14 protein-coding genes are annotated in these 22,824 nt (G+C 48.6%); 13 read left to right on the top strand and 1 reads right to left on the bottom strand.

Going from position 1 to position 22,824, the window contains the following annotated elements; all coding sequences use genetic code 11:
• Window positions 1-4: 4 nt before the first annotated feature.
• Complete coding sequence (locus ELR57_RS22100; RefSeq protein WP_126961263.1) at window positions 5-433, bottom strand: hypothetical protein; 429 nt, start codon at window positions 431-433, stop codon at window positions 5-7.
• 1,323 nt (window positions 434-1,756) lie between these two features.
• Between ELR57_RS22100 and ELR57_RS22095 the strand changes: the two genes are divergently transcribed.
• From ELR57_RS22095 to ELR57_RS22035, 13 genes are all read left to right on the top strand, one after another.
• Window positions 1,757-3,436, top strand: a complete 1,680-nt coding sequence (locus tag ELR57_RS22095) for a replication-relaxation family protein (protein WP_126961262.1) — start codon at window positions 1,757-1,759, stop codon at window positions 3,434-3,436.
• Window positions 3,433-6,378 carry a TraM recognition domain-containing protein gene (locus ELR57_RS22090; RefSeq protein ID WP_158630129.1) on the top strand — a complete coding sequence of 982 codons (2,946 nt, stop codon included), beginning with the start codon at window positions 3,433-3,435 and terminating at the stop codon, window positions 6,376-6,378. The genes ELR57_RS22095 and ELR57_RS22090 overlap by 4 nt, the downstream gene beginning before the upstream one ends.
• Before the next feature lie 166 nt (window positions 6,379-6,544).
• Window positions 6,545-7,480, top strand: a complete 936-nt coding sequence (locus tag ELR57_RS22085; protein WP_158630128.1) for a S1 RNA-binding domain-containing protein — start codon at window positions 6,545-6,547, stop codon at window positions 7,478-7,480.
• A gap of 64 nt (window positions 7,481-7,544) precedes the next feature.
• Window positions 7,545-8,402, top strand: coding sequence for a replication-relaxation family protein (locus ELR57_RS22080; protein WP_126961259.1), 858 nt, complete (start codon window positions 7,545-7,547; stop codon window positions 8,400-8,402).
• Between the two features lie 82 nt (window positions 8,403-8,484).
• Window positions 8,485-9,282: a hypothetical protein gene (locus tag ELR57_RS22075; RefSeq protein WP_126961258.1), complete on the top strand. Its 798-nt coding sequence runs from the start codon at window positions 8,485-8,487 to the stop codon at window positions 9,280-9,282.
• 5 nt (window positions 9,283-9,287) lie between these two features.
• The gene (locus tag ELR57_RS22070) at window positions 9,288-10,382 is read left to right on the top strand and encodes a hypothetical protein (RefSeq protein ID WP_126961257.1); all 1,095 of its coding nucleotides are present in this window, start codon (window positions 9,288-9,290) and stop codon (window positions 10,380-10,382) included.
• A 5-nt stretch (window positions 10,383-10,387) separates the two neighbouring features.
• Complete coding sequence (locus ELR57_RS22065; protein WP_158630127.1) at window positions 10,388-11,860, top strand: ATPase, T2SS/T4P/T4SS family; 1,473 nt, start codon at window positions 10,388-10,390, stop codon at window positions 11,858-11,860.
• Between the two features lie 38 nt (window positions 11,861-11,898).
• The gene (locus tag ELR57_RS22060; protein ID WP_126961255.1) at window positions 11,899-12,903 is read left to right on the top strand and encodes a hypothetical protein; all 1,005 of its coding nucleotides are present in this window, start codon (window positions 11,899-11,901) and stop codon (window positions 12,901-12,903) included.
• 15 nt (window positions 12,904-12,918) lie between these two features.
• Window positions 12,919-13,809, top strand: a complete 891-nt coding sequence (locus ELR57_RS22055) for a hypothetical protein (protein ID WP_126961254.1) — start codon at window positions 12,919-12,921, stop codon at window positions 13,807-13,809.
• Between the two features lie 262 nt (window positions 13,810-14,071).
• Window positions 14,072-14,464 (top strand): hypothetical protein, encoded by a 393-nt coding sequence (locus ELR57_RS22050; protein WP_126961253.1) that lies wholly within the window; start codon window positions 14,072-14,074, stop codon window positions 14,462-14,464.
• Between the two features lie 32 nt (window positions 14,465-14,496).
• Complete coding sequence (locus tag ELR57_RS22045) at window positions 14,497-15,018, top strand: hypothetical protein (RefSeq protein WP_126961252.1); 522 nt, start codon at window positions 14,497-14,499, stop codon at window positions 15,016-15,018.
• 252 nt (window positions 15,019-15,270) lie between these two features.
• Entirely contained in the window at window positions 15,271-16,218 is a 948-nt protein-coding gene (locus ELR57_RS22040) for a copper amine oxidase N-terminal domain-containing protein (protein WP_126961251.1), read from the top strand.
• Window positions 16,219-16,470: 252 nt separating this feature from the next.
• Window positions 16,471-22,761 (top strand): glycoside hydrolase family 78 protein, encoded by a 6,291-nt coding sequence (locus ELR57_RS22035; RefSeq protein ID WP_126961250.1) that lies wholly within the window; start codon window positions 16,471-16,473, stop codon window positions 22,759-22,761.
• The last annotated feature ends 63 nt before the right edge of the window (window positions 22,762-22,824 follow it).

Here is a 22,824-nt window from a genome sequence, read left to right as displayed (position 1 = left end):
TCAATCAACTCCTAGTCGTGGTTTTTATACTATCCTTGTGACGCCGTACGATCTCGCCTGCAACCATACGGCCGCGAGGGGAGAGGAAGATCAGCTTCGTTGGATGAAATGACTTGTAGTAGCAGAGGGACATCTTCAGAAGCGTTTCAACTACTCGTTCAGCATGTTTCCGCTCGATGTATGTATCTTGGAGGCTAAATTTCTTCTTGTTTTTGCGATCCTGCACTTTTCGGTTAATGATAACCTTCTCGGATAATTGCTTGATTGATATTCCCGAGCTCAGCTCATCATCTTTGTGCGTATCAGCATGCTGCCCTATAGCTAGCAGAATCCGTCTCATCGGCAGATCCGATTCAACAATGTCGGTGAACATGGCTACTTGCTCTTTTGTGAACTCCACGTCTATGTAGCGTTGATGCATTTGGATCTCCACGAATCGAAAACACCCCCTCAATACGGTGGTAATAGTTACTAATATAGATTCTATAGACATTGTATATCAGACTGATTCATATTTCAACACGACAATAAAATCCTTGATATTAAAGGCTTTACAGATAGTAACTATAATAGAAACTAAAATAGTTACAATGAGCGATTATTGCACTTTAAAGAACGGGAATTCGCAGAATTTCGTATTGAAATGGGAATAAAATGGCAAATCTGAATTGAAGTTGATCAATTTATGATCAATTATCTGAATCGAAATAATATGTAGTAACTATATATGGTGTATTGATAATAAAGGGATTATAAAGAATTTTAAATCAATAGAAACTATAAAAGAAACTATAATAGAATCTATTTATCGCCTTTATCTCAATGATTTTTAATTGATTTTGACGGTGTAAGAAGAACTCTGGTTGGTGGCCATCATGACGTTAATTGGATCATCACGTTCGTTCATTCAATGCCCATTCTAGTTGAATCGAAGGCATAGAACTCAAACTTAAGTCGATACAGAGTTTTAAGGTCTGGCACCAAGCTGCTGAAGCACTCGAGCATGGGATTCCTTCAAGTGGAATCATGGAAACGTGGAAGAATGACCCTAGAGGATAATGTAGGCCGAATGATGATAAACGAGTAGGAGGAGGTGGGAGGGGTATTCCACTTATCAGAAGCAGCAGCTGCTCCTAGCTTGTAATGCATGTTTGGAAGGAGCTGAATCGCCGGCATTGACCTTATGATATGCGATAACCTATCACATCAAATCATGGTATTCCTGTTGAGTGAGGTTCTTAAAAGGGACCAAAAGGCTCTCAAATATAGCCAGATTATTGCCAATTATTCACCCTCAAGAGGGAAGTGGGTATCAATATCGAGCGAGGTTACTTATGGCAACGGTCTATATGCACCATTAGAACCCGTTGCCATTTACCGTTTGAATCCGTTGTTTATAGGCATAAATTTGGACGACAGTGAATCGTGATCAAACAAGGGACTCCAAGTGATTATTCCGTTCTTTACATTCTCGATTTCCCGGGGCTAAGATTTTTCGCTTAGGGGCGTGTTCCGGAACCGAGAGTAAGTATATCGACTGACCCGATTACCATCCCCTATCCCATTCCCCCAAAACGAGGGCTGTACCATCAATTCCACCCTTGGAACATCTTCCATATATTTCTTGCCACAATCCGTTCCAATTCTCCGTGTCCGTGATGTATAATTCGTGATAATCATACTGTGAGCGGAAGACGCGATGTATGCCTTATGGCTACGTCGCGTCTTTTTGCGTTTTAGGAGGCGATAAGATCTAATGACGGAAGTAAGGCACTTCGTCGGCGACGAATTTGACCTGGGGGATTATGATCCGACCGAGTCGTTTTCTCCGACTGATGGTATGCGAGTGAATGGCGTTACTGACATCCTAGAAGACGAGGAATCCGATGACGATTTGCTAGATGAGGAACTTGAGGACGAGAATGCCTCGGTTTCTACTCCGGAGCTCCGTGAAAAGAGCGGCCGACGAAAGCGATGGGTAAGCGGGAAGAGTAGCCGGTTAAAATCGGGGCACGACGAAGATAAGGTCATTAAGCTCTGTTTGAAGAACGAGAATAAAATGTCTATCCTTCGCTGCTTATATGTCCACCGTCAACTCGACATGTTTCAGATCTCCCGGTTAGCTGTGCCGCATATGCACAAAAAGTCCGTCGGCAATCTGCTTGCCGAGATGTATGGGCAGAACCTGCTCAGCCGGGACCTTTCGTTTAAGACGTGGAGGACGAAGGGGGATGAAAAGAAATACCATTATCGGCTGGCTCGCCTTGGCCTTTACATCATCGCGGTCTTCGATATGCAGGCGCTTTGGGTTTATGACCATCTGAATGAACCGAAGCAGCACTACATGCTGAAGAACCTGGCGATCGGAAGCCAAGAACGCCACCACTTTGAAACACAGGACTTTGTAAGTCGTCTTCTTCGTAATTTGGCGGATCGGGGCATCCACCCGCCGAGCACTGAGTGGCGGCGATATCCGATTGAGGATCCGAGCGTTGCGGGGAAGAGTGCTTATTACCGTCCGGACTGGTTCATCTTTAAACCGAATGCGTACTACACTTCTCTCGTAGAAGAGAAACGAACCTCGGAATGCCCGCTCCATACTCCGGTTGAATCGAGGTCATCGAAAGAGCTCGATCTACTGAAGCAGCACTTCAAGGGACTGCTCTCTGTGGAATGCGACCTGAAGACAGAAGACTTGAAAGAGATTGAAGACAAGTGCAAGAAGTTCTTATACTCACTCGACTACTACCCGAGTAACAGCATGGCGTTTTTTAGCATTAACGAATGGTATGAGAACGACACCTTGCTTCCGTCCTCCAAGATTCACAATCAGAAGCGGGGCCGCAACACGAAGAAGGTAATCATTCGGCAGCTGGAGGATGCTCTTATCCATGACAGGACGAACGTTCTCCATGGCGACGAATTAACGTGCCGGCAATCTTGTGAGATTTTTATCGAGCAGGAAGGGAATATGCTTGCCGGCTTTACGAGAGGGGAGGCCTTCGCCGCTTATGTGAATGCTGCCCCAAGTGTTCTGGATTACGAGCTCATTCCCTTCACCGAAGAATTAAAGAACGTGTCCGTCACCCCGCCTATGCCTGTATTCCCCGATGAGGTTGTACGTGTAAGGCGATTCGGTGAGGCTGAGACACACATGATCTTTTTTGCTCGAATCGGTTGGGTAAACCAAGTCGCCAAAGCGCTTGCCATGCAGAGATGGATCGATGAGGGCAATCAGAAGGCAAAGGTTGTCATCGTCTATCCGAACGATGAGGAAATGAGCAATGACGTTCATCTGCTGGAAACCCAGGCGCAGCTTCATTACATGAACTGGCAAGATGTTCTGCGGACAGGTGCGTGGGGGCATTACAAAAAACCAACTTATCGTAAAGTCCGTGGCCAACTGACGTTGGTATGGGAGGAGGCCGATCGATGAAACGCTTCCTGCTGAAGCGGGTCGGAAGCATCAACTGGCGCAAAACGTCCCCGCTCATTGTCTTATGGCTCATATACGGCACCTTATTTTTGATTCTGCTGTCGAGCATAGGAATGTTCTTGGCGACCGTCACAGGGAACTTTGAAATGGGCAAGGATCAGCTTACCAAGGCAATTCCAGAACTGGGACGATTATTAGTCTTCTATTCGCCTCCCGCTTCCTCTCATTTTTCCTTGCTGCTCATTACGGCCGTATTAGCCGTATGCGGTTGGCTATTCAGCACCAGGGTAAAAGTAAGCACCGCCAGCGTAAGACGAAGAATGTTCTTCTTTGCCTTTGTGGTGATCACATTTACCGTAGTCTTTAACGTATTTGCTTCAAACTATCTGAGACCGATCACCTATGACAAGATCATGACGATCGATACGTTTGTGAAGGGCGAGGATCGTCAGTATGTAAATCCTGGCGCTCTCCGGTTTCTTGGCATTGCGGTAATGATGATCCCTGAGATCGTCTCGTTCTTCTTCCTCAGCTGGCTGATAGGCGTCTACCGCGAGGATAAAGTCGTTCAGGACTGGTTTGCGGATTACAAGTTCCAGTGGAAGTACTTATCCCGCTTCGGTGATGAAATGGCTAACGTCTTCCCGGATATCACACTGGCGATAGATGCTGTCCTGCGGGTTCCGGTTGTCTTAATGGGGGCATCTCGGCAGCTTGGAACCTTGCTTATCGGTCCCCCCGGTAGCGGTAAGACATCACTTAAGATCATTAAAGGTGTTCGCCAGGACCTTGCGCACATGCAGAAGATGATCAATGCGTTTCCTGTATTGGCACAAAAGTATGGGACCGACAGCCCGGAGTTCAAGAAGAAGATGGGTAAGCATCTGATCGGTACCGTGGTCATTGAGCCGGCTAAAGATTTATGCGATAAAAGTTTTCACCTTGCAAAAGAGCATGGGATTCCGGATCGTCTCATCGTTTATCTGGATCCATCGAATCCGCGGACGCCCGGCTTTAACTGCATGATCGGACCGATCGAGCAAGTAGCCGAAACAATAACAGCGGTATTGGACGGTATGAGCGAAGTAAGCAATGAATTCTTCCGCCAGGCATGCCGGACCGTACTTAAGCAGTATATCTACTTGCTCAAATTCCACATGAAGAACACCTGTTCACTTTTGGACTTGGATCAGATGTATCAGGATCCGAGGTTCACAAAAGACATGGTGGAAGAGGTTCGCAAGAAGCTACCTAGTCAGACAGATATCAACCGCATGCCGAACGATATGCAGATCTACTGGATGCTCGTCACTCGGACGCTACGCTGGTTCGATAACGATGGACTCGAGGAGGAGCGGGACCGCCAGACAGGTATGGTGCTCCGATATGAGTCTGGTCCGTATAGAGGACAAGTTAAAATCAAGGACAAGCAGACTGAATTCACGCGGCAAACCCGTAACCTACTTGCCGACTTGATTCAAAACCCTTATCTGGCGCGCATTCTTGTCGGCAGCAACGCAGTAGACTTGGACAAGCTGATGGGGAAAGGAGGCATCTTGCTCTGTAATACGGATAATGGTCTCCTCGGAAATGTCTCCGACGCCTTTGGTAAGCTCGTCCTCATGAGTACCCAGAATGCCGTATTCAGACGTAAGGGAGACGAGGACACCCGGCCGCTCGTATCCGTCTATGTCGATGAGTTCTATGACTACATGAATAGCCCATTCCTGAAGCTGGCCGGACAGGGACGGAAATATAAGGTTGCCTTCTTGGTCGCCTGCCAGTCTCTTTCCCAATTCAAGTTCAAGTTCGATGAGTCGTTTGTCGATGCGATGGTTGGCACGATCCGGAACTTTATCGTCTATGGAGGTGTCGGCCAATATGACGCCAAGAAGCTAATGCCGATCTTCGGTACCCAGGTCGAAGAGGTCGTTTCGACGAGAGAATCGGTGTCGCCAGAGAATACCAAAAGCCCGAATGTCAGTTATGCCCAGACCGTTACGCGAGAGGAAAAGGAACTGGTCAGCGAAGACGAGATCATGTTCAATAAGTTCAAATTCAGCTATATACGGCTTGTGGTAGAAGGCAGCACGACAAAAGCCATTAAGGCTGAAGGCGACTTCGTGGACATGGGTGATGCAAACAAGTGGAAAAAGGCGCTCAATGAGGACGCGGTTAAGGCGTTCATGCAGTATTGGCAGAACGATTCGGAGAAGGAAGACGCGTTTGATATGAATTGGATTGATACATGGGGAGAAGCGGTTGGATCGGATCAAAACGACGATACGGCCGATCTCGAACAACAAATCCAAATCAAGCAAACAGCTCCTGTCTTCGAGGAGATTGCCAAAACGGACAGCAGCGTTCGCCGCTTCCAAGCCCTTTCCCCAAGGAATGAAGATACGGAAGCGGGCGGAAATGAGGAGACGGGACCGGAGGAAGCACCTGCGGAGAATACTCCTGTTCCGCGAGCGTCCCAATTCGTATACGGAAAGAATAGCTCTAAGCCGGCTGCCGTGAAATCAACTGGTCCGCAGGAACGGGAGACATCTAAGGCGGAGACGAAGCAGGAGATCCCGCTTCCGCGTGCATCTGAGCCTAACCCTAAGACGGAGAAGCCGGAGAAGAAGGAATCGGAAGTGGTGAGCTTCTCAAGCATGTTCGGGAACAAACCAAAGCCGGCTACTCCAGCAGCTGCAGAAGCTCCAGCCATTGAACCGAAGGCTTCAACAGCCGTGGAAGCGGGATTGGTTCCTACTGAAGTGGAGGATACCAAAGAACCCGCTCCAGCGCCGAAGGCAGAGGAAGCACCTGAAACTGAGCCGATTGCCGATAAGAAGCCGGAGAAGAAACGGCGGCTGGATCATCTGCAGGATTCAGGGATCGATGTGAACAGCAATCCATTCTTGAAGAAGATATTCGAAGTGACGAAGGATAAGTAATTTGACACGGCACATTAGGACTTGTCAGTTGAACGGGATTTGATTATAGTGAACTTAATTGAAAAATATTGAAATGAGCGAAAAGCGGAAGACGCACGCGACCTATTGGTTACGTGCGTCTTCTTTTTTTGTTTTTTTGCTCAAATTACCCATTAGGAGGCTATCCATGAATAATGCAGCGGTACTGGAACTGTTACAGGAATCGATGCGGAAAAACTATGTTCAAACCGGCGTGGTAGAGAAAATCAGCCAGGTGCGCTTGTCGAAAGACAGCACAGAAGAACTGATTCTGATCAACTTCAACGGCGTTATCGTGTACTGCCGGAAAGATGAATTCGTTAAGCGCAATTTGTCCTCCTACAGCGGCTTCCTGCAAACCGAAGTGCCGTTTATCGTGAAGCAGGTTACACCGGACGGCCATGTTATCGTGAGCAGGCTTGAAGCGATTCCGCGAGTGGCGAAAACCTTTATCCGGAATCATAGCGAAGGCGACATGGTAACCGGCTATGTAACCGGCGTTACGGCAAACAACCTCGTGTTTGTCGATGTGGAGGGTGTTCCCTGCCTCATTCCGCCGCAAGAGTGGGATCATGTCCGTACGACGAACCTCCGGGAGTTTCTGAAGATCGGAACCGAGCTCGATCTGAAGATCCTGACGATCGACGAGCTTCCGAAGCGGGAGGAAGAAGCGGAAGCGGGAGAAGAGGCCACAACAGGCGCCAGCACGACGGCAGCCGAGTTCGGCTATCGGGTCCGCCTCTCTCGTAAGGCAGTGCTAGACGAGGAGAAGGCGAAGCTTTGGGAGAATATCGAGGATCACTACACACGCGGCGATACCACAGTCGCGAAAATCACCGGCTTCGGGTCCGGCCAGAACAGCTACTTCCTGGAGCTGCCGAAGGGAATCGTCATTCTGGGTAATCTCCAGTCCAATTTACGGCGCCAGTACGGCGGCAGCCTGCCGCAAGGATTAAAGGTCCACGTTGAAATCGTATCGATGGATAAGCAAAACCGACGCGGAAGAGCACGTATCTTTAAACTTGATCCGACGCTGCAATCGTCTCTTCGTAGACCATATGCGTTCAACTCCCACTCCACCTGAGATAGACCCGGTTCGTATTTGGAAGTCGCTTGATGGCGGCGTTCCGATATTCGATGATCCGGCTTTGCAGATCAAGATGTTGCCGTGGCAAAGCCGGCCGGATACGAATTTGGAGTTGACGGTTTTCCGCGTCGAAACCGGACAAATCACGGAAAGCGATGTTGAAGTGGCAATTACCCTTGCCAAAATGAGAGTTCTAACGGAAAACCAACTTCGCCGGCTCTATCAGCATCAATTCCCGAAGGCACATAAGCTTGGATCGCGCCTTCGTTTCTTGCAACAGATTGGCTGGTTCGACGGTTGGCACATGGAAAGTGAGTATAACGCCAGGGAATACGTATGGAGCATTGGGGTTGCGGCTCGAAATTACTTGGGGTTTGTCATGGGCATGCACGACCTCCCCAACCCCATTGCCTTGGCGCAGAACATAACCCACAACCTTGCCGTTTGTGCTGTCAATGAGCTGCGGGTTCAACTGCTGCTCAAAGGGATCATCCATGAGTCGGACTTCGTTTTGTATCCGCATTTGGCGCCGAACGAAGAAAACCCACTCGCGCTGGTCAAGATGAACACGCCAGCTGGAGCGATCGTGATGTATGTCGAACGGCTACAGCAAACGAAGAAGCCTCTGCGGTTCATGAAGTACAAGATGAAGCGCTATGGGGATTGGATCGCTCGGGAAGGCACACTCCCGAGCCCGTTCCCATCGGATAACCAGCCGATCATGCTATGGAGCTGCGGTACGGAACAAGCCGTTATTGAGCTGGTAGGCTCGCTCAACTATTTGCCAGATGATATGTTTCATCTCTTTTTGATTGATGAGCACATGAGCGATGTGAAGGAGGCCTTCCGGGTCGCTATAAAAGGCGATCAGCCGGGAGATGTAATCCTCAAGAAGTTCGTATTTGATTTCCTAGACTGAAGAGAGTCGAATCGTTTCATAAGGACTAGCCGTTGCCATCGTCCGTCAAACGAGACGATTCGTCCATCGAGAGGAGCGGGTTATGCGCGTACGTGTCACCGTCGTGTTTTCGCTGGCCATCTTCATGTTCTTAGCCGGTATCGGGGGATTTGCCCTTATCTATGCCAAGGGACAGGATCTATTGCCGAGCACCATCGTCTATGAACCGATTGGAGATATAAAGGTTGAGCGATACACCGAAATTACTTCCGAGAAGTTTGACAGCTTATTTGAAGCCAAGGAGATCCTGCAGGCGTCCGTGACACCGAACATGATTACGGCTGAGAACCGGGATTCCGTCATGGATAAGGTCATGGTTCAAACCCTATATCCGGGCGACTTCCTTACCGTCAACTATGTCGGGGAGAGCGTGTTTACGCAAAAAGCAGGGGAAAAGGAATATCCGATCCCGGCCAGTTGGTGGGAAGTGCTTGACTGGACCGGCCGTAACGGCGATATCGGAGAGATTTGGCTGTTCCCGACAGATAAGCTGAAGCAAGCATTGCTGCAGACCAACGTTTCTTCTACTACATCGCCTTCCGAAACAGGAAGCGGCATGGATGGATCGATCAATGTCCAGGTAAGTGGCAGCGTCGAAACCATCAAGGAAACGCCAGAGCGTCCGCTCAGCACACCGATCCTTACCGACGTTCGCCTAAGATACATTACGGACTCGGCTAACAAGGCGATCCACAACGGATCAGGCGTCGATGATCGTTCCGAGGGAAGCGGGAAGCCGACAGAAGCGAAGATCTTCTTAACACCAGAGCAATACGGCGTTCTCAAAATGGCCGTTCAAGAGGGTTACAAACTCATCTATGCGGTAAACGAAGGGGAGTGAACGGGGTGAAAGCAGTCGTCATTGGCAGTACAAGCCGGCTTACTCCGATCGTGCAGAACATCAAAGACCTGCAGAACACGGAATACATGTTCGAGCTTACGGCAAACCGCGAAATCGATGTCGTGATCTTGGATCACACCTCCTTGCAGTTGCTGGATCTGGCAGCGAGCGAGTACCCGAAAGCGAAACTGATTTATGTGTATGGCGTTCGCCGCGGCTTGGGCGATGACTACGATCAGGCCAAAGAAACATGCGGGCTTAAGGGCGCCATTTTCCTCGTCGATCGGACGGATATGCAGGTGCAAGAAGAAATCGCGCGGGAAGTCTTCCCGGAGCGCTTCCAGAACCAGCGCCAGAATGCAGTCGCCTTTATTTCCTGCCACCGGAAGTCGGGCACCTCGAAGGTCGTGGACGCTGTTGCCCAGCAGCTTGCGGAAAAGACGCAGGCGCATATCGGCATTGTCCGGCTGGATCCCTATGATATGAGTGCTTCTCGGGAGGGGATGTTTCAGGTCTACCGAGAGTATGAAGCGGGGAGCCTGACAGCGGAGCGGGTTCGTGAAATTGCCCATCAGAAGGGCACGATCTTTGAGATCAACGGCAACCCGCATCTCGAATATGCGCGGACGTTTATGCCAAACCGCCTGGAACAAATCCTCGGGATCATCCAGCACGCCTTTGACGTTACGTTGCTTGATGTCAGCCCGTACTGGGACAACTCCTATACGTTGGTGCCGCTCAAATCCGTTCAGCGGAAGTACCTGGTAGCGACCAGCAAGGCGGACGAAATGCAGGAGTTTTATGCCGTGACACCGCACCTGATCCGGCAGTTTGACATTGACCTCAGGAAAACCTCATTCATTGTGAACTTCGACGGCCAAGGCTCGGAAACGAGGCTCAATATTTCCTCCTTCTTGAACTCGCCAAACATTGCTACGCTGCCCTATGTACCGCTTAACGCGAAGAACTCCAAGCACTTCAAGAACGGCTTAGGGAAGCTTGTTGACCTGATCGCGGCTGACTATTCTTTGCCATCGGTGCTGCAGAAGCAGGATAAAAACCGGTCCTTGTCCTCTTTGCTATCTGGAAAGACAGGGTGATGGGCATGACGACGATTGCGGAAAGCGAGCTGAAGCGAGACATACACGCTGAAGTATCGATTGACCAGCTCATCGATTATGCGAGGGACAATCACAAGAATGAGTCAAAGGGATCTGTCTTCTCCCTCGTCGCGTTTGACAACGCCAAGGATGTCATCAGCAAATACTTCGATCATCGCCTGGAGAGCGCCAATAGCGATAATGAACAGAAACAATATCTGCTCCAGCAGCATCGCGCCACAATTGGCCATCCGGAAGCGGTCGAGGAACTCAAAACAGTCATCAAGCAGCAAGTCGAGCAATTGAAGCTCGGGGATACGCAGTATCCGTCGACCTACCTCAACCTGGTTGATGCCCTCTTCCATGAGATATGGGGGCTGGGCGTCGTCAGTGTATGGCTCGAGAGACACCGGAACATCGGCAAATGCCGCGTGAATGGAACGGAAGTCCGGTACAAGAAGATCGGGGAAAAACACCGGATGCATGAGCAATACCGCCATATTCGAGACGTTTACCGGTTGATCGAGAACCTGATGCGTAATGATGAAGCGCAGTACATGAACCGGGATAAGAATTACGCGGAGCTGCAGCTGTTCGATGGAACGCGCGTGGTCATTACGCAGCCTCCGTTTACAAAATGGCCGACCATCGTTTTTCGGCGGAGCACGGTTTCTCACTTCACGTTACAGGAACAAGCTCGGCTAAACACGATTCCCGAAGAGGCGATCCCTGTCTTCCGGATGATTTCGCGTTGCGGATCCAAATGCATGCTTTCGGGTGAGCCGGGAGTCGGGAAGTCGACGATGCTGATATCGCTGTTTGCAGAAACGGAAACGGACAAAATCACCGTCTTGGCTGAGAATGCGCCAGAGCTTGGACTGAAGGCGCTCTTCCCGGACCGCGATATTACTGAGTTTGTCGGAGACGACAAAACAATGGTTTCAGAAGTATTCCCGCGAACGCTGCGCCAGGATCCTAGTCAGTACCTTATCGGGGAGGTCCGGGAGGTAGAGGCGGGCATGTATAAAGAAGCATGTGCCAATACGACCGGCTTTGTCGGATCTTCCATGCACGAGAAGGACTCCACAAACGTGCCGGGAACGTTAGCCCGGAAAGAGATCCGCGGGACGAAAGGGATGGAGTATCGGATTGCCCTGACCGATTACGCGAGTCACATCGATTTCGTACTCGTCATGGAGCTGGATGAGGATCAGATCACCTTACGGAATGTGGAAATTGCGGAGATTGTCTTCGATGCGATATCGCTAACCGTTACCAGCCGGCGCCTCATGTGGTTCGACGGCGATGGTTGGCGGTTCAACAACATCATCGACAGCCGGCTGCAGCGCCGCATGCGAAGGAAGAATCGCGAGGCTTTCGAAGAAGGCATGAGCGTGCTGGCGAAGCTATCGCAAAGGTTCCCCATCCCTGATGACGAGAAGGAAATATCGCTTAGTTGGGGAGGCGGTGGCGTTTGATTCTAACGCTAGTAAGCGACTACTGGATGCAGCTTTGTATGATCTTGATCCTGCTGGGCGGCGTGGTAGGCGGCATTGCGCTCATGTTTGAAGCAGTGTCACTCTATCGCAAGCAGTTGGAGATTGATCAGCGGTTCAGTGACAGTGGCGCTTTCCAGGGGAAAGGGGTCCGAAGCGAGGATTATTTTAAACGGTCTTGGTACCGGCTGGTTGCCCTCGACTTGAATGCTCTTGTAAAGCTGACGCCTTCCATGACGCGGATTGTGCTGAACGCCAGCTTGCTTCTCAGTGTACTAATCGGCGCTGCATGCGGTTTGTGGGTGGAACGAAGCTATTTCCAAACGGGAAACAGTTCCCTTCCCTACAACCAATTGAGTTACGTTATCCCGATCCTCATTGGATTAGGTGCCATGCTGCTCCCGTTCCTGGTCCTGCGGGCTTTGATTCAGCGGCGACGCGCGAAGCTTAGCCATCAATTCCTGAGTTATGTCGAAGCATTCGAGCGCAAGTATCTCCAAAAGTTCGATCTCTACCCGACCCTGCTGGAGCTCACCGATGTGCTTCCGTCTGGCGTGTTTAAAAACATGACGTTCCGCGTTGCGCAAGCCATGCAGCGGAAACAGGAAGAGAAGCTAAGGTTTGAGCTCGAGGTCTTTGAGCATCAGGTGGGGTCCATCTTTGCTAGAGCCTTTTTCATCATGATCCGTGAGGCTTACGGTCTTGTGAATAATGCTTCGGGGCGTCGGGAGACGAAGAGAATCTCGGTGGGGTTACGATCGCAGATCGAGCAAATGCACGGGTTCCTGCGCGTGACGACGGAGGACAAGCCGAAGAAGAAGGAAATTGTACAGGTCGGGTTCTTCACATTCCCTCTTCTGTACGGCGCCCACTATTTTGGCGTGAAGATGATGGGCGATGAGGCTGCTAGAAGGTTTATGTTTGATTCTCCGCTAGGATCGACCTTGTTCGTGGCTTCGGTCATCTTTGGATTTTTGGCCATCATCGTGAATCTCGTTATCACACGCCGGAAGTTTGATTTGTAAGGGGGTGCTTATGCGATGTCATTCTTGTTCGTAAATCCGTTCTACTCGTTACTTTGGGCCAGTTTCATTCTGATCATCCTTGCATCGCTTGGAATGGTCCTTTCGATTGGTAGAGGACAGAGGCTCACGGCCATCAACGAGATGCGGATTTATGTCCAGTTAGAAGCGCGGGAGCGCCTGTCGAATTGGCAACAGTTTTACCATAACGAAAAGGAAAATCAGTTGATCCGGAGCATGGGTCTTCCGATCAGTGCTGCGAAGCTGAAGGTGATCCGAGATGTTGCCGCCGGCACTGTGTTGCTTGTTACCCTTCTTCGTTATGTATTGACTCACGGCTCGTTGTTGTTCGGTCTGGTACTTACAGTGTTGATTTACAGCTGCCTTTGGCCGAGCGTGAAGAACTTTTCGATCTTTTCGAACGTTATCGGCCCGTTGCTTCAAAAGATCCGGCGTTATCGAGTGACAAGAGAGACACATGTCCTTTTGCTCCTGCTGCGCAATGAGGTGCAAGAGACTCAAAAACGGAGTGTACTCTCTCTCATCCAGAAATACCAGTCTTACTTCAAGGTGATCAAGCAAGACTTATTGATCCTTGAACACGAGTGGGGGCGGGGAAAGGATATCGCCTTAACGCAGATGCTCGAGAGGCATCCGAAGAACGATGAGATTGCCTATCTGGCGTCGATGCTGCGAGACATGGACAGCGTGGAATATGAGGATCTAGACAAGATGCTCAAAGAAAATTCCGAGACGCTGAACAAGAAGCAGCAATCCAGCTTCGAGGCGCGGGAGAACGACTTGAATCAAATCCTATTCATGATCAATCTGGGCGGTACTGCGCTTGCATTGCTTTGGTTCGTCATAGCGATGTTCATGTGGTCCTACTCATTTGATACAAACTTTTAATTAAAAGGGATGGTGTCCATTAATGAATTGGACTTGGCAGAAGGTTTTGGGGTTTGGGATCACAGCTTTCTTGGTGGCAACGTTGCTGTTCCAATCGGGTACCGGTTTGATCTCGAAGACGCAAACATCTCATACCAATGCTGTTACGCGCATTGATAAGGTCAACGATAATCTGAAAGAATAGATTGGCGACCTGTTTTCGTAACAGAGGGGCGGGGGAACCTGCCCTTTTATTTTTCGCAAAGGACCAGGAGGGAACTCGGTGAATTTTACCTTCAAAATGATTACCTATCTTGTAATTACCACTCTGATGCTGGTGGCTCTCATTCTTGATCATGCCGACAGCAAGAATGCCATGTATATCGAGATGGAAGCAGCTGAGGCCATCTTAAAAGCTCCGCCGGCAGGCTATATCACAAGCGAATTGCAGGAACAGATCAAGGAAAACCTTGCCAGAACGCGCGGATTTGATGCAAGTGATATTGAAATTACGGGTGATGTAACGGTCGAAGAACGCAAGGTCCGCGGCAGCGCGTCCGAAGACATCGAGCTCTATATTAGCTATCCTCGCAAGATTTATATTTTCTTCGGTGGCATGGTCAAGAGTAATTATACGGCGTACCGCCAAATCAAGACGGAGTACACGGTTAATTAATCCAGCGGTTGATTGAAGGGTAGGTAATTGTTGTGAATATGGTCTTCCGGTTGATTGCTACCTGTGTCATCTTTGTTATTTTCCTCAAGTACGACACCTATGACCGTGTCATGGTGACAGGCGAGATGCGTTCCTATTCGGCTACGATCATTGCCGCTCATGATGCCGCGATTCCCTATGAAGTTGATAAGTCGAAGGGCTATATTGTGTTCGATGAAGGTAAAGGGACTGATAATTTCAAGCAATCCCTTACGAAGACGCTGAAGCTTAATAGTGACCTCTCCCCAAATGACAATTCGATCTTTGCTTCCCCAGTCAAAATCGTGGCCCTATTTTTCTTAGGCGATGATAAAGCGCCTACGGACGGAAGCGGATTTCCATCATATCCATATGAGTATCAGAACAATGTCGTTTACCGTGGCCAGACAGTTTCGATCAATGAGACGATCTATGGGCCAAGCGTTGTTGGCATCATTGAAGTTTCCTATAGGGTTGAAGGCTCGCCGGTGACGTTTAAGACGGCCGTTTATCGCTATAAAGACAACTCCTTGTGATGAAAAATCGCATTGTCACAATTTGTATAAACATGTTAAAATGAATATGTAATATTTTCCTTGCTCATTTAGTTGAGCTTTATTCTGAAGCGATAAGCCCTATGGGTGGCATGCTTTTTCTGAGGTTGTGCCTACCTACGCTTCTACGAGAACAGAATAGGCTATAACCAAAGATTTGGAGCGAAAGACGCGGGAATCTCTCCCTTGACGTCTTTTTTTTTATTTTTAATATCAACTAAAGGAGATGTTTAGATGATGAAAAAGCTATTACTTGCAAGTATGACGGGACTACTAGCTCTTACGACGATCGTTAACGGCGCTTCAGCTGCAACGGAAACGAGCGATATCCAAGTCATCTTGAATGGCAAGCGGATTGCTTTTGTGGATGCGAAGCCTGTGACGGATAACGGACGTGTTCTCGTTCCTCTGCGTGTGGTGTCGGAAAATCTTGGAGCAAAGGTCGATTACAGCAATAATGTCGTCACGATTACGCAAGGCTCCTCTGTTGTGAAATTGACGATCGGCAGCAAGGAGGCGACCGCGAACGGCAAATCTGTCACGCTAGACAGTGTTCCAAATGTGAAGAACAGCCGAGTATTTGTGCCACTGCGCTTTGTGAGCGAGCAACTGGGCCAGACGGTAGAGTGGAGTGGAGTCGATCAGTACGTTTGGATCGGCGAAAAGACTGCTCCTGAGGTGTCGACAGTAATCAAGGGTTCTCCTGTCGCTGACTACAAATACCTGTTCAGTAAGATCCCAGCAGACCTGGCTTCTGATGGAGTGAATAGGACGAAGGTGTGGGACATTTCTACGAACCAACTTCCGCTGAAGATCCTTTATGGATTCAGACAAGAGGGTGTTTCTGAAGATCCTGTTTGGGACTCTATCCTGTACAGCATGAAGCTTGAGGTCGTGAACAACCAACAGTACATCAAGATCCACTACTCTGGCAAGGGTCACACAGGACTCAGTTTGCTCTCTGATGATGGCATCCCTCGCACTCGTGGTAAGATAGCTAGCATGTCTAGCAAGGACACAGATGGAAGTTACATTGAGTATTTCCCAGTTACACAAATCGGTGATGAGGAACGCGGTGATAAGAATTGGAAAAATTACAAGATCACCAACGTGAAGTATGTTCAGGTCCTGTACGACAGCTACAGTTATGTGTTTGTGAAGAATCCTTACTACAAGGCGTAATGACTCCCTATAGCTAAAGCAAGGGGTTTCTCAGTTCAACGAGTCCGCTAATGCAGTAATCTCCCCGAAGGCTCCATCCGAGCCAATGTTTTTAAGCGGTATGGGTGGCATGCTTTCGGGGATGTGCCCACTTGCGCTTGTTCGAGAACAGAATAGGTCTATCTTCAAAGATTTGGAGCGAAAGACGCGGGAATCTCTTCCTTTGCGTCTTTTTTTTATTTTTCTACATTGAGTACTACAGGAGGAAACTGGATGAAAAAAATACGAAAAACATCACTATGTATTCTAATCATCATTGCGTTGTTGGTAGGGGCAGTAATTCCAAATCCTTCAACAACCCAAAACAACGCAGAAGCCGCATCCAGCTGTACCGCTAGCACATTGTCCTACATCTCTGCATACAGCATTGGAGATACATCTGCAAATGCAGGTCGAATGCTATATGCTGTAGGTATGTTCAGCTACACCGTTCAGACAAAAGACGACGGTACCTGGACCCCAGTTAGTCCAGGTACTACAGCTTCCAAAACCCCCACAGGAGTCGTGAGCTTCCCGTACTGCTTCCAGCTCGAAGATGAGAAGCAAGTGGAGGACGTCTCTGTCGAAGCATACACTAGCTCAAAGTACAACAGCACTGGTTCCGTCAACTGGAGCAAAGCATGGACACAGTCTAGAACAGACTTGTTCAGTCTTTATAATAAAAACATAAGCTCCGATTTCGGAGCAGAAGTCGTCGGTAGCACAAAAACAGGTATGGGTACATCGTCAGTAGGTTTTACTGTGAAGCTTACAGATAGCTCTGTTATTGGAGCTGCAAACCCTGATTATACTGCTGTAGGTACAACAAAGAAATCTTTGACAGTATATTTCCCAATGTTACTAAAAATAAAAGTTACCCCCAAGATTGTTACAAAGTATTTTGACACATCTGGCAATTCACTTTCATCTGTTTTTACGAACACAAGTGCCACAATGGTAACTGGCCAATCTTACAGTGGAGCAACTCCTCCTACAAATGCAAATTACACTTATTATGGATACTCTAAAACGACGCAAGATAAGACTTATCCAAGTCTATCAACTGTCGCTACAAGTACCCCGCCTAAATTTACTTATGATGGTAATTATGCTACTTACATTCTATATCTGTATTACAAGAAGAATGTTCCTACTACAAGCGGCTTGATTCATGTCCGTCACATGGTTCGAACCGGATCGACCGGCTCCTACTCAAAGGCAGCCGAGACTGAAATAACAGTCGATAGTCTGCCGGCGACGAAGACAGTCAATCCTACGACTTCTTATGGTACGGTTGTCGACAGCAGCATTGGTTATGTTGCGTATAGCGATCTTTTGACTGGCAAGAAGTCGCAATCGGTTAGTCTGACAACCACGATAAAAGAAGCTTGGGTGACATTCTACTACGAAAAAGAAGATAAAGGTGTAAAAGGTGATTTTTACATCGACCCGGATTACACCATTGAATATGGCAATGGCTTCGCGCCGATCCCGAAGGATGTAGACGTGAAATCTTGCACATTCAACTACATCCAATTCCGAATCTACGATTCCAACGGTAACTACGAAGACTTAGATCAGTCATATAGCAAGACCGATTTCTACGCCTATAACAACACGGATGAGTATCCATCTGTTATTATCGGCCCAGGCAGCTATCCGGTGTCCATGCTCATCAATACTTCTTGTGGCGATGCTTGGGTTGGTCCCAAGACGCTCACCTTGACGGAAGCTCCTCCGGAGCCAGAGAACAATCCTCCTTACGCAGCGATCTCCTGGTTTGACGCTGGAACGGAAACGCACGTCATTTCCGTTGCTCAAGGTAATAAGGTGGATCTGAAGGTTACCTCCATGACCGATCCGGATCCGGGCGATAAAGTATCGATCGTCGGATGGGACTTAACAAGTACGCCATGGCTTGCTTCCTTACAAGCCAAGTATGGGTTCAAGTTAACGGATAAGAATCTAATGGGAATCACGACAGAGGATCTAGGCGAGCATCCGGTCAGTCTCACGGTACAAGACCTAAAGGGCAAGACGTATACGGCTAATGCGCTGTTGCGCGTTATCGATCCGCGGCCGGTGGCCATCATTACAGCACCGGATCGTGTAAAGGAAAATCATCCGCTGCCATCACCTATCCATGGCAATAAATCGTACAGCCCGGCGAAGCTGCCTCTCGTTGCTTACGAGTGGTCCGAGAACAAGCCAGCTGATGGAGACACCTTCCACGCGCCAGGCATCGAAACCCTGACTTTGATAGTGCAAGACTCTGTTGGCCGTTGGTCTGATCTGGCTACCAAAGATGTGACTGTTATCCCGGATGAGCCGCCTGTCGTTAATATCCAGGTGCCGTCTGAAGAGACGAGAACTGGAGAAGTAACGGTTGTAAGCGAAGCATATAGTCCGGATGGCGACACGGTGGTCAGGCATGTGTTCTTCCAGAAGTATGACGCCGAAAACAACGGCTTCGATGATAACGATTGGGTTCGCGTTCAAGACGGTGCAGCTGCTACCTATACGTTCAAGCCGTCCCGCGTAGGCAAGTATCTCTTTGCTGAGACAGCCTATGAAGACTACGGGAAATCGGGTAACACGGACGATCAACCGGAGAGCGAGCGGACACTAGATGTCGTCAACTTGCCGCCGACCGTAGACCTGGCGGTTACATCAGACGTGCCGGAAGCACCGGAATCAACGATTATTTCATTTGCGGATCTATACGCAAATGGAAAGTACGTATCGTTGCTAACGGGAGGACTCGGAAATAAGGATAATTTCCAACTCGTTAACGGAGCTGTCAAGAGCAAGGTCTACAAGGCTTTGTACAACATGGGTAACACATTGGGGTTGGACAACAAGTCAACAAGTCCCTATGCCAGCATCCAGGGGACACCAACCTTGACGCAAATAGCCTCTGGCGGTACTTATCAATACGGTGTCATCGCAGATGAAAAGTATGTCTATCTCATAGGAACGGCTTCAATCACTGCATTCAATAAAACAGACTTAAGCACCCCAGTATGGACAAAATCAACACCAAATATAAGAGCAAGCCAACCATACACAGGCGCAAATTCTTATGCAACAATGTATACTGCCGGGGTATTGGCACATAAAGGAAAACTGTACTACCAAACCTACGTCAGTGAAAAATTCTATTTGAACATCGCAGATAGAGATACTGGCGAATTAATCAGTTCTACTTATATTCCATACCAATGGTCCACTGCAGCCTTATTAGGAGGGCGAGACGGAATATATGTTGGATCATTCAATTACCCAGAGAGTGCTACTTATTGGGGGTACTGGTCCAAATTCTCACTCGATGGCACTAGACTGGGGGAATTAACCTCAGACTACAGCAATGCCCCATATTTCGATAACAGTAACAATGCAACTATGTCTCAAAAGAACAACGCAATGGTAATAGGTACTTTGTACAGATATTACGACTGTGGTTGTATGAACTCATCTTATGGGACCAGAATGTTCACATCAGCCAAAGATGGGGACATCAAATTAACGCATTTGTTCGGTCTATTGGGCTCAAATCCAAAAGGGTTCGACAACAATGGTAACTATTTCGTTACTAGTGGTGCCTATCTCTACAATTACTCTCCGTCTGGTGTGATGACCAAGATCGCGCCTTCAGTTTCACCAGACACCGCAAGATTCAAGCTGTTCAGTAATTTCAACGCAGCATCTAGCGTCTTAGGTACCGATGATGATGGTAGGTACTGGTTTGTGTCAAACACAGATGGAACTGTCACTGGAAAAATCCCATTGATTGCAGCCTATGGCAGCGATGGTTCATTAATCAAATCCTTCTACCCGTTTGGGAATGCAGCGACAGTATATGCGTCTCCTGATTATACTTTTGATCGCTTCTACCAGGGGTCTGATGGACTCATAACATTCGTCGGCGAGAAAGTAATAAGCACAAGCATCTCCCAGTTGGTGATGGTTACCATCGACCCGACAACGATGGAAATAAGATCAACGTATACAAGTCCCAACTTGTCTACTAATGTATACGCGGCTCCCATAGGAGACCAGACATACATCGTTTTCTCTAATAAATATGCCGCAGATACAAACACCTATATTCTGAACAGTACGGGAGAACTGACCGTACCTAAAAAATTCGATATCGGTGAACCAACAAAGGACTTAATTCTCGGTGATCAAATTCCAGCGAAAAACACGATTTCGTTATCCCTATCTCCTAGCAACTCATCAGCTGAAGGTACGGGATATGTATTTTTCGCTCTGGATAAGAACAATTATTATAGCGTAGAGTTCGAAGGAGGAGAGCTTCGGGTTAAGAAGACGGTCAACGGGACGGCAACGACGGTCTATAACAAGACTTATAGCTTCGTAAACGGAAAAACCTACAACCTCAAGATCGTGCCGAGTGCTGGAGGATTTACCGTTTACGCTAATAAGATTAAGCAAGCCTTTATTTCTGAAAGCAGCTGGAGTCAAGGAAGCATCGGCATCATCAATAGAGGGCAGCAAGGTGTGACGTATATGGGGGCCTCCTACTATGAGGCTACCGATACGGCAAATATTTTGGGCGGCATTGCTCTGGTTAATACCTCTATTGACTACGTTGTATCGTGGGATGATGAAGAATTGGATCCGCGCCTAACACAATTGGACCAATGGACATTCACCCATAATCCAAACGTCTTTTTAAATCCCGAGGGCACCTGGAGCGAAAGCGGAAAAACGCTGAATTCTCCTCCGACATCGTTTGAGCTACCTGGAGACTACACGTATACGTTTATAGCCAAGGACGATCCTCATCCGGAGCACTTATATCCGGATGATGCATTCGACGTGTACCGACAGTCTAGCAATATGGTGTCTGGCATTTTGCGTGTACACCGGCCGCCTATCGAGCAGTTGGATATAACGCTCAATGACGATAATACGCTCTCGTATGTTGACTCATCTTATGACCCGGACCGTTATGATCCGATTAACGGGAATTTCTCGACAGAAGATACGGGCATTGATTACAAAGCAACGAAAGGCATTTTAAAAGAATCATTCCGTTACCAGGCGCCTAAGAGCACTACGTTTATTGACGGCAAGCCTGGCATACTGATGGTCAAGGGCGTTTACTACATTGAGCATACCGTGTTCGATGAATATGGAGCCTGGGACCAAAATGTATATCCGGTTTACGTGGACGGCTACGATGCTCTGCCGCCGATTGCTGGATTCACCGTGACACCGCTTTTGTGGTATCGCAATATGCCGTTTGTGATCGATTCGACGGCTAGTGACCCGCAGGATGGCGATCGCACGCAGCTGCAGCATGCTTATTATGTCCAAAACGTAACGGCCGGTGGAGCATCCACTTTACAGAGCGACTCTCGCACATCATGGGAAAAAGTATTTAACTCACTTGGCATCATGTCTATCAGGCAGATCGTAACAAATAGCTTCGGGCTCTCAGCCGAGGTCACCCACACGGTTGAAGTCGTTAACCAGAATCCGGCTGCGCAAGTAACAACGCCGTCAAGCGTGGATTCTGCGAATCCAACTGTCTTCGACACCTTGCGGCCGACATTCACCTGGAGCTATTCGGACGCGGATGACGATCAACAGACTAAATACCAGCTCCGGATCTACAAGTACGGTGGGGTCTCCTATATGGACTCCGGGGAGATCAGCTCGAGCGCGACATCTTGGGCGCCATCAAGCGACCTTCCAGAGAATATCAACTTCTACGTCATGGTACGTGTCTATGACGGCTATGACTGGAGCGACTGGAGCGATCCGAAGTATTTCGTCATCATCACCAATAAGCCGCCTATAGGTGACTTCAGTTGGACACCTTCGACCGTGTATGAAGGAGATACCGTAAACTTCATTCCGGTTGTAGACGATCCGGATAAAGATCCGCTCACCGTCACGTTTACGATCACTTCGCCAGCTGGCGTTGTGCAGACCTTCAGCTTGAACAAGACGGCGCCATACGATAACACGGGGCCAAGCGTATTGATGGCAGACGTAGGCGAATGGACGGCTAAAATGATCGTTAGCGATGGAAGAGAATTCGTGACTGTCACCAAAACCGTTAGCGTCTTACCGCTGACTGTAACAGGCGCTGTCTCGCATACGGCGAAATGGAACCAAAACAGAATCAAATATAACCAATTGAAGACAGGTACAGATAACAGCCCATGGGCAGCGAACACGTTCCTGGCGGGCGAAGAATTTGTCCTTAGTGCGAAGACAACGGATATCTTGTCCGGTAGTAGCGATTTCGCGAAAAGCGTATCCGTCACGTTACTAAGTACAAATACAACCGTCGCACTAAGTTCGGCATCAGGAACCAGCTGGACAGGAACGATGTGGAATTCAAGCTTTAAATCACTGGCGCCCGGCGCCCAAACGTTCCGATTCACGGCAACATACAGCAATGGCGTCGTAAAGACAACGGAAGTGGTCGTTTATATCGACACCAATACGGTAGACGATTACTATCTGCTGGTTCGCGACAAGTAAGCACTCGATCGTCAGGCATTATCGTGCCTGGCGATCTTTTCTATTTCAGGCATGTCACGAAGA

It is taken from the genome of Cohnella sp. AR92, from assembly GCF_003990975.1.
Taxonomy (GTDB): domain Bacteria; phylum Bacillota; class Bacilli; order Paenibacillales; family Paenibacillaceae; genus Cohnella.
The sequence above is the reverse complement of the archived record's forward strand: the minus strand, read 5'-3'. Positions and strand labels throughout refer to the sequence as shown.

Excerpts from the sequence above, each read along its gene's own strand:
- ELR57_RS22060 (WP_126961255.1), top strand. The coding sequence starts at position 11,899 with ATGATCTTGATCCTGCTGGGCGGCGTGGTAGGCGGCATTGCGCTCATG.
- ELR57_RS22055 (WP_126961254.1), top strand. The coding sequence starts at position 12,919 with ATGTCATTCTTGTTCGTAAATCCGTTCTACTCGTTACTTTGGGCCAGT.
- ELR57_RS22040 (WP_126961251.1), top strand. The coding sequence starts at position 15,271 with ATGATGAAAAAGCTATTACTTGCAAGTATGACGGGACTACTAGCTCTT.
- ELR57_RS22090 (WP_158630129.1), top strand. The coding sequence starts at position 3,433 with ATGAAACGCTTCCTGCTGAAGCGGGTCGGAAGCATCAACTGGCGCAAA.
- ELR57_RS22035 (WP_126961250.1), top strand. The coding sequence starts at position 16,471 with ATGAAAAAAATACGAAAAACATCACTATGTATTCTAATCATCATTGCG.
- ELR57_RS22095 (WP_126961262.1), top strand. The coding sequence starts at position 1,757 with ATGACGGAAGTAAGGCACTTCGTCGGCGACGAATTTGACCTGGGGGAT.
- ELR57_RS22065 (WP_158630127.1), top strand. The coding sequence starts at position 10,388 with ATGACGACGATTGCGGAAAGCGAGCTGAAGCGAGACATACACGCTGAA.
- ELR57_RS22085 (WP_158630128.1), top strand. The coding sequence starts at position 6,545 with ATGAATAATGCAGCGGTACTGGAACTGTTACAGGAATCGATGCGGAAA.
- ELR57_RS22075 (WP_126961258.1), top strand. The coding sequence starts at position 8,485 with ATGCGCGTACGTGTCACCGTCGTGTTTTCGCTGGCCATCTTCATGTTC.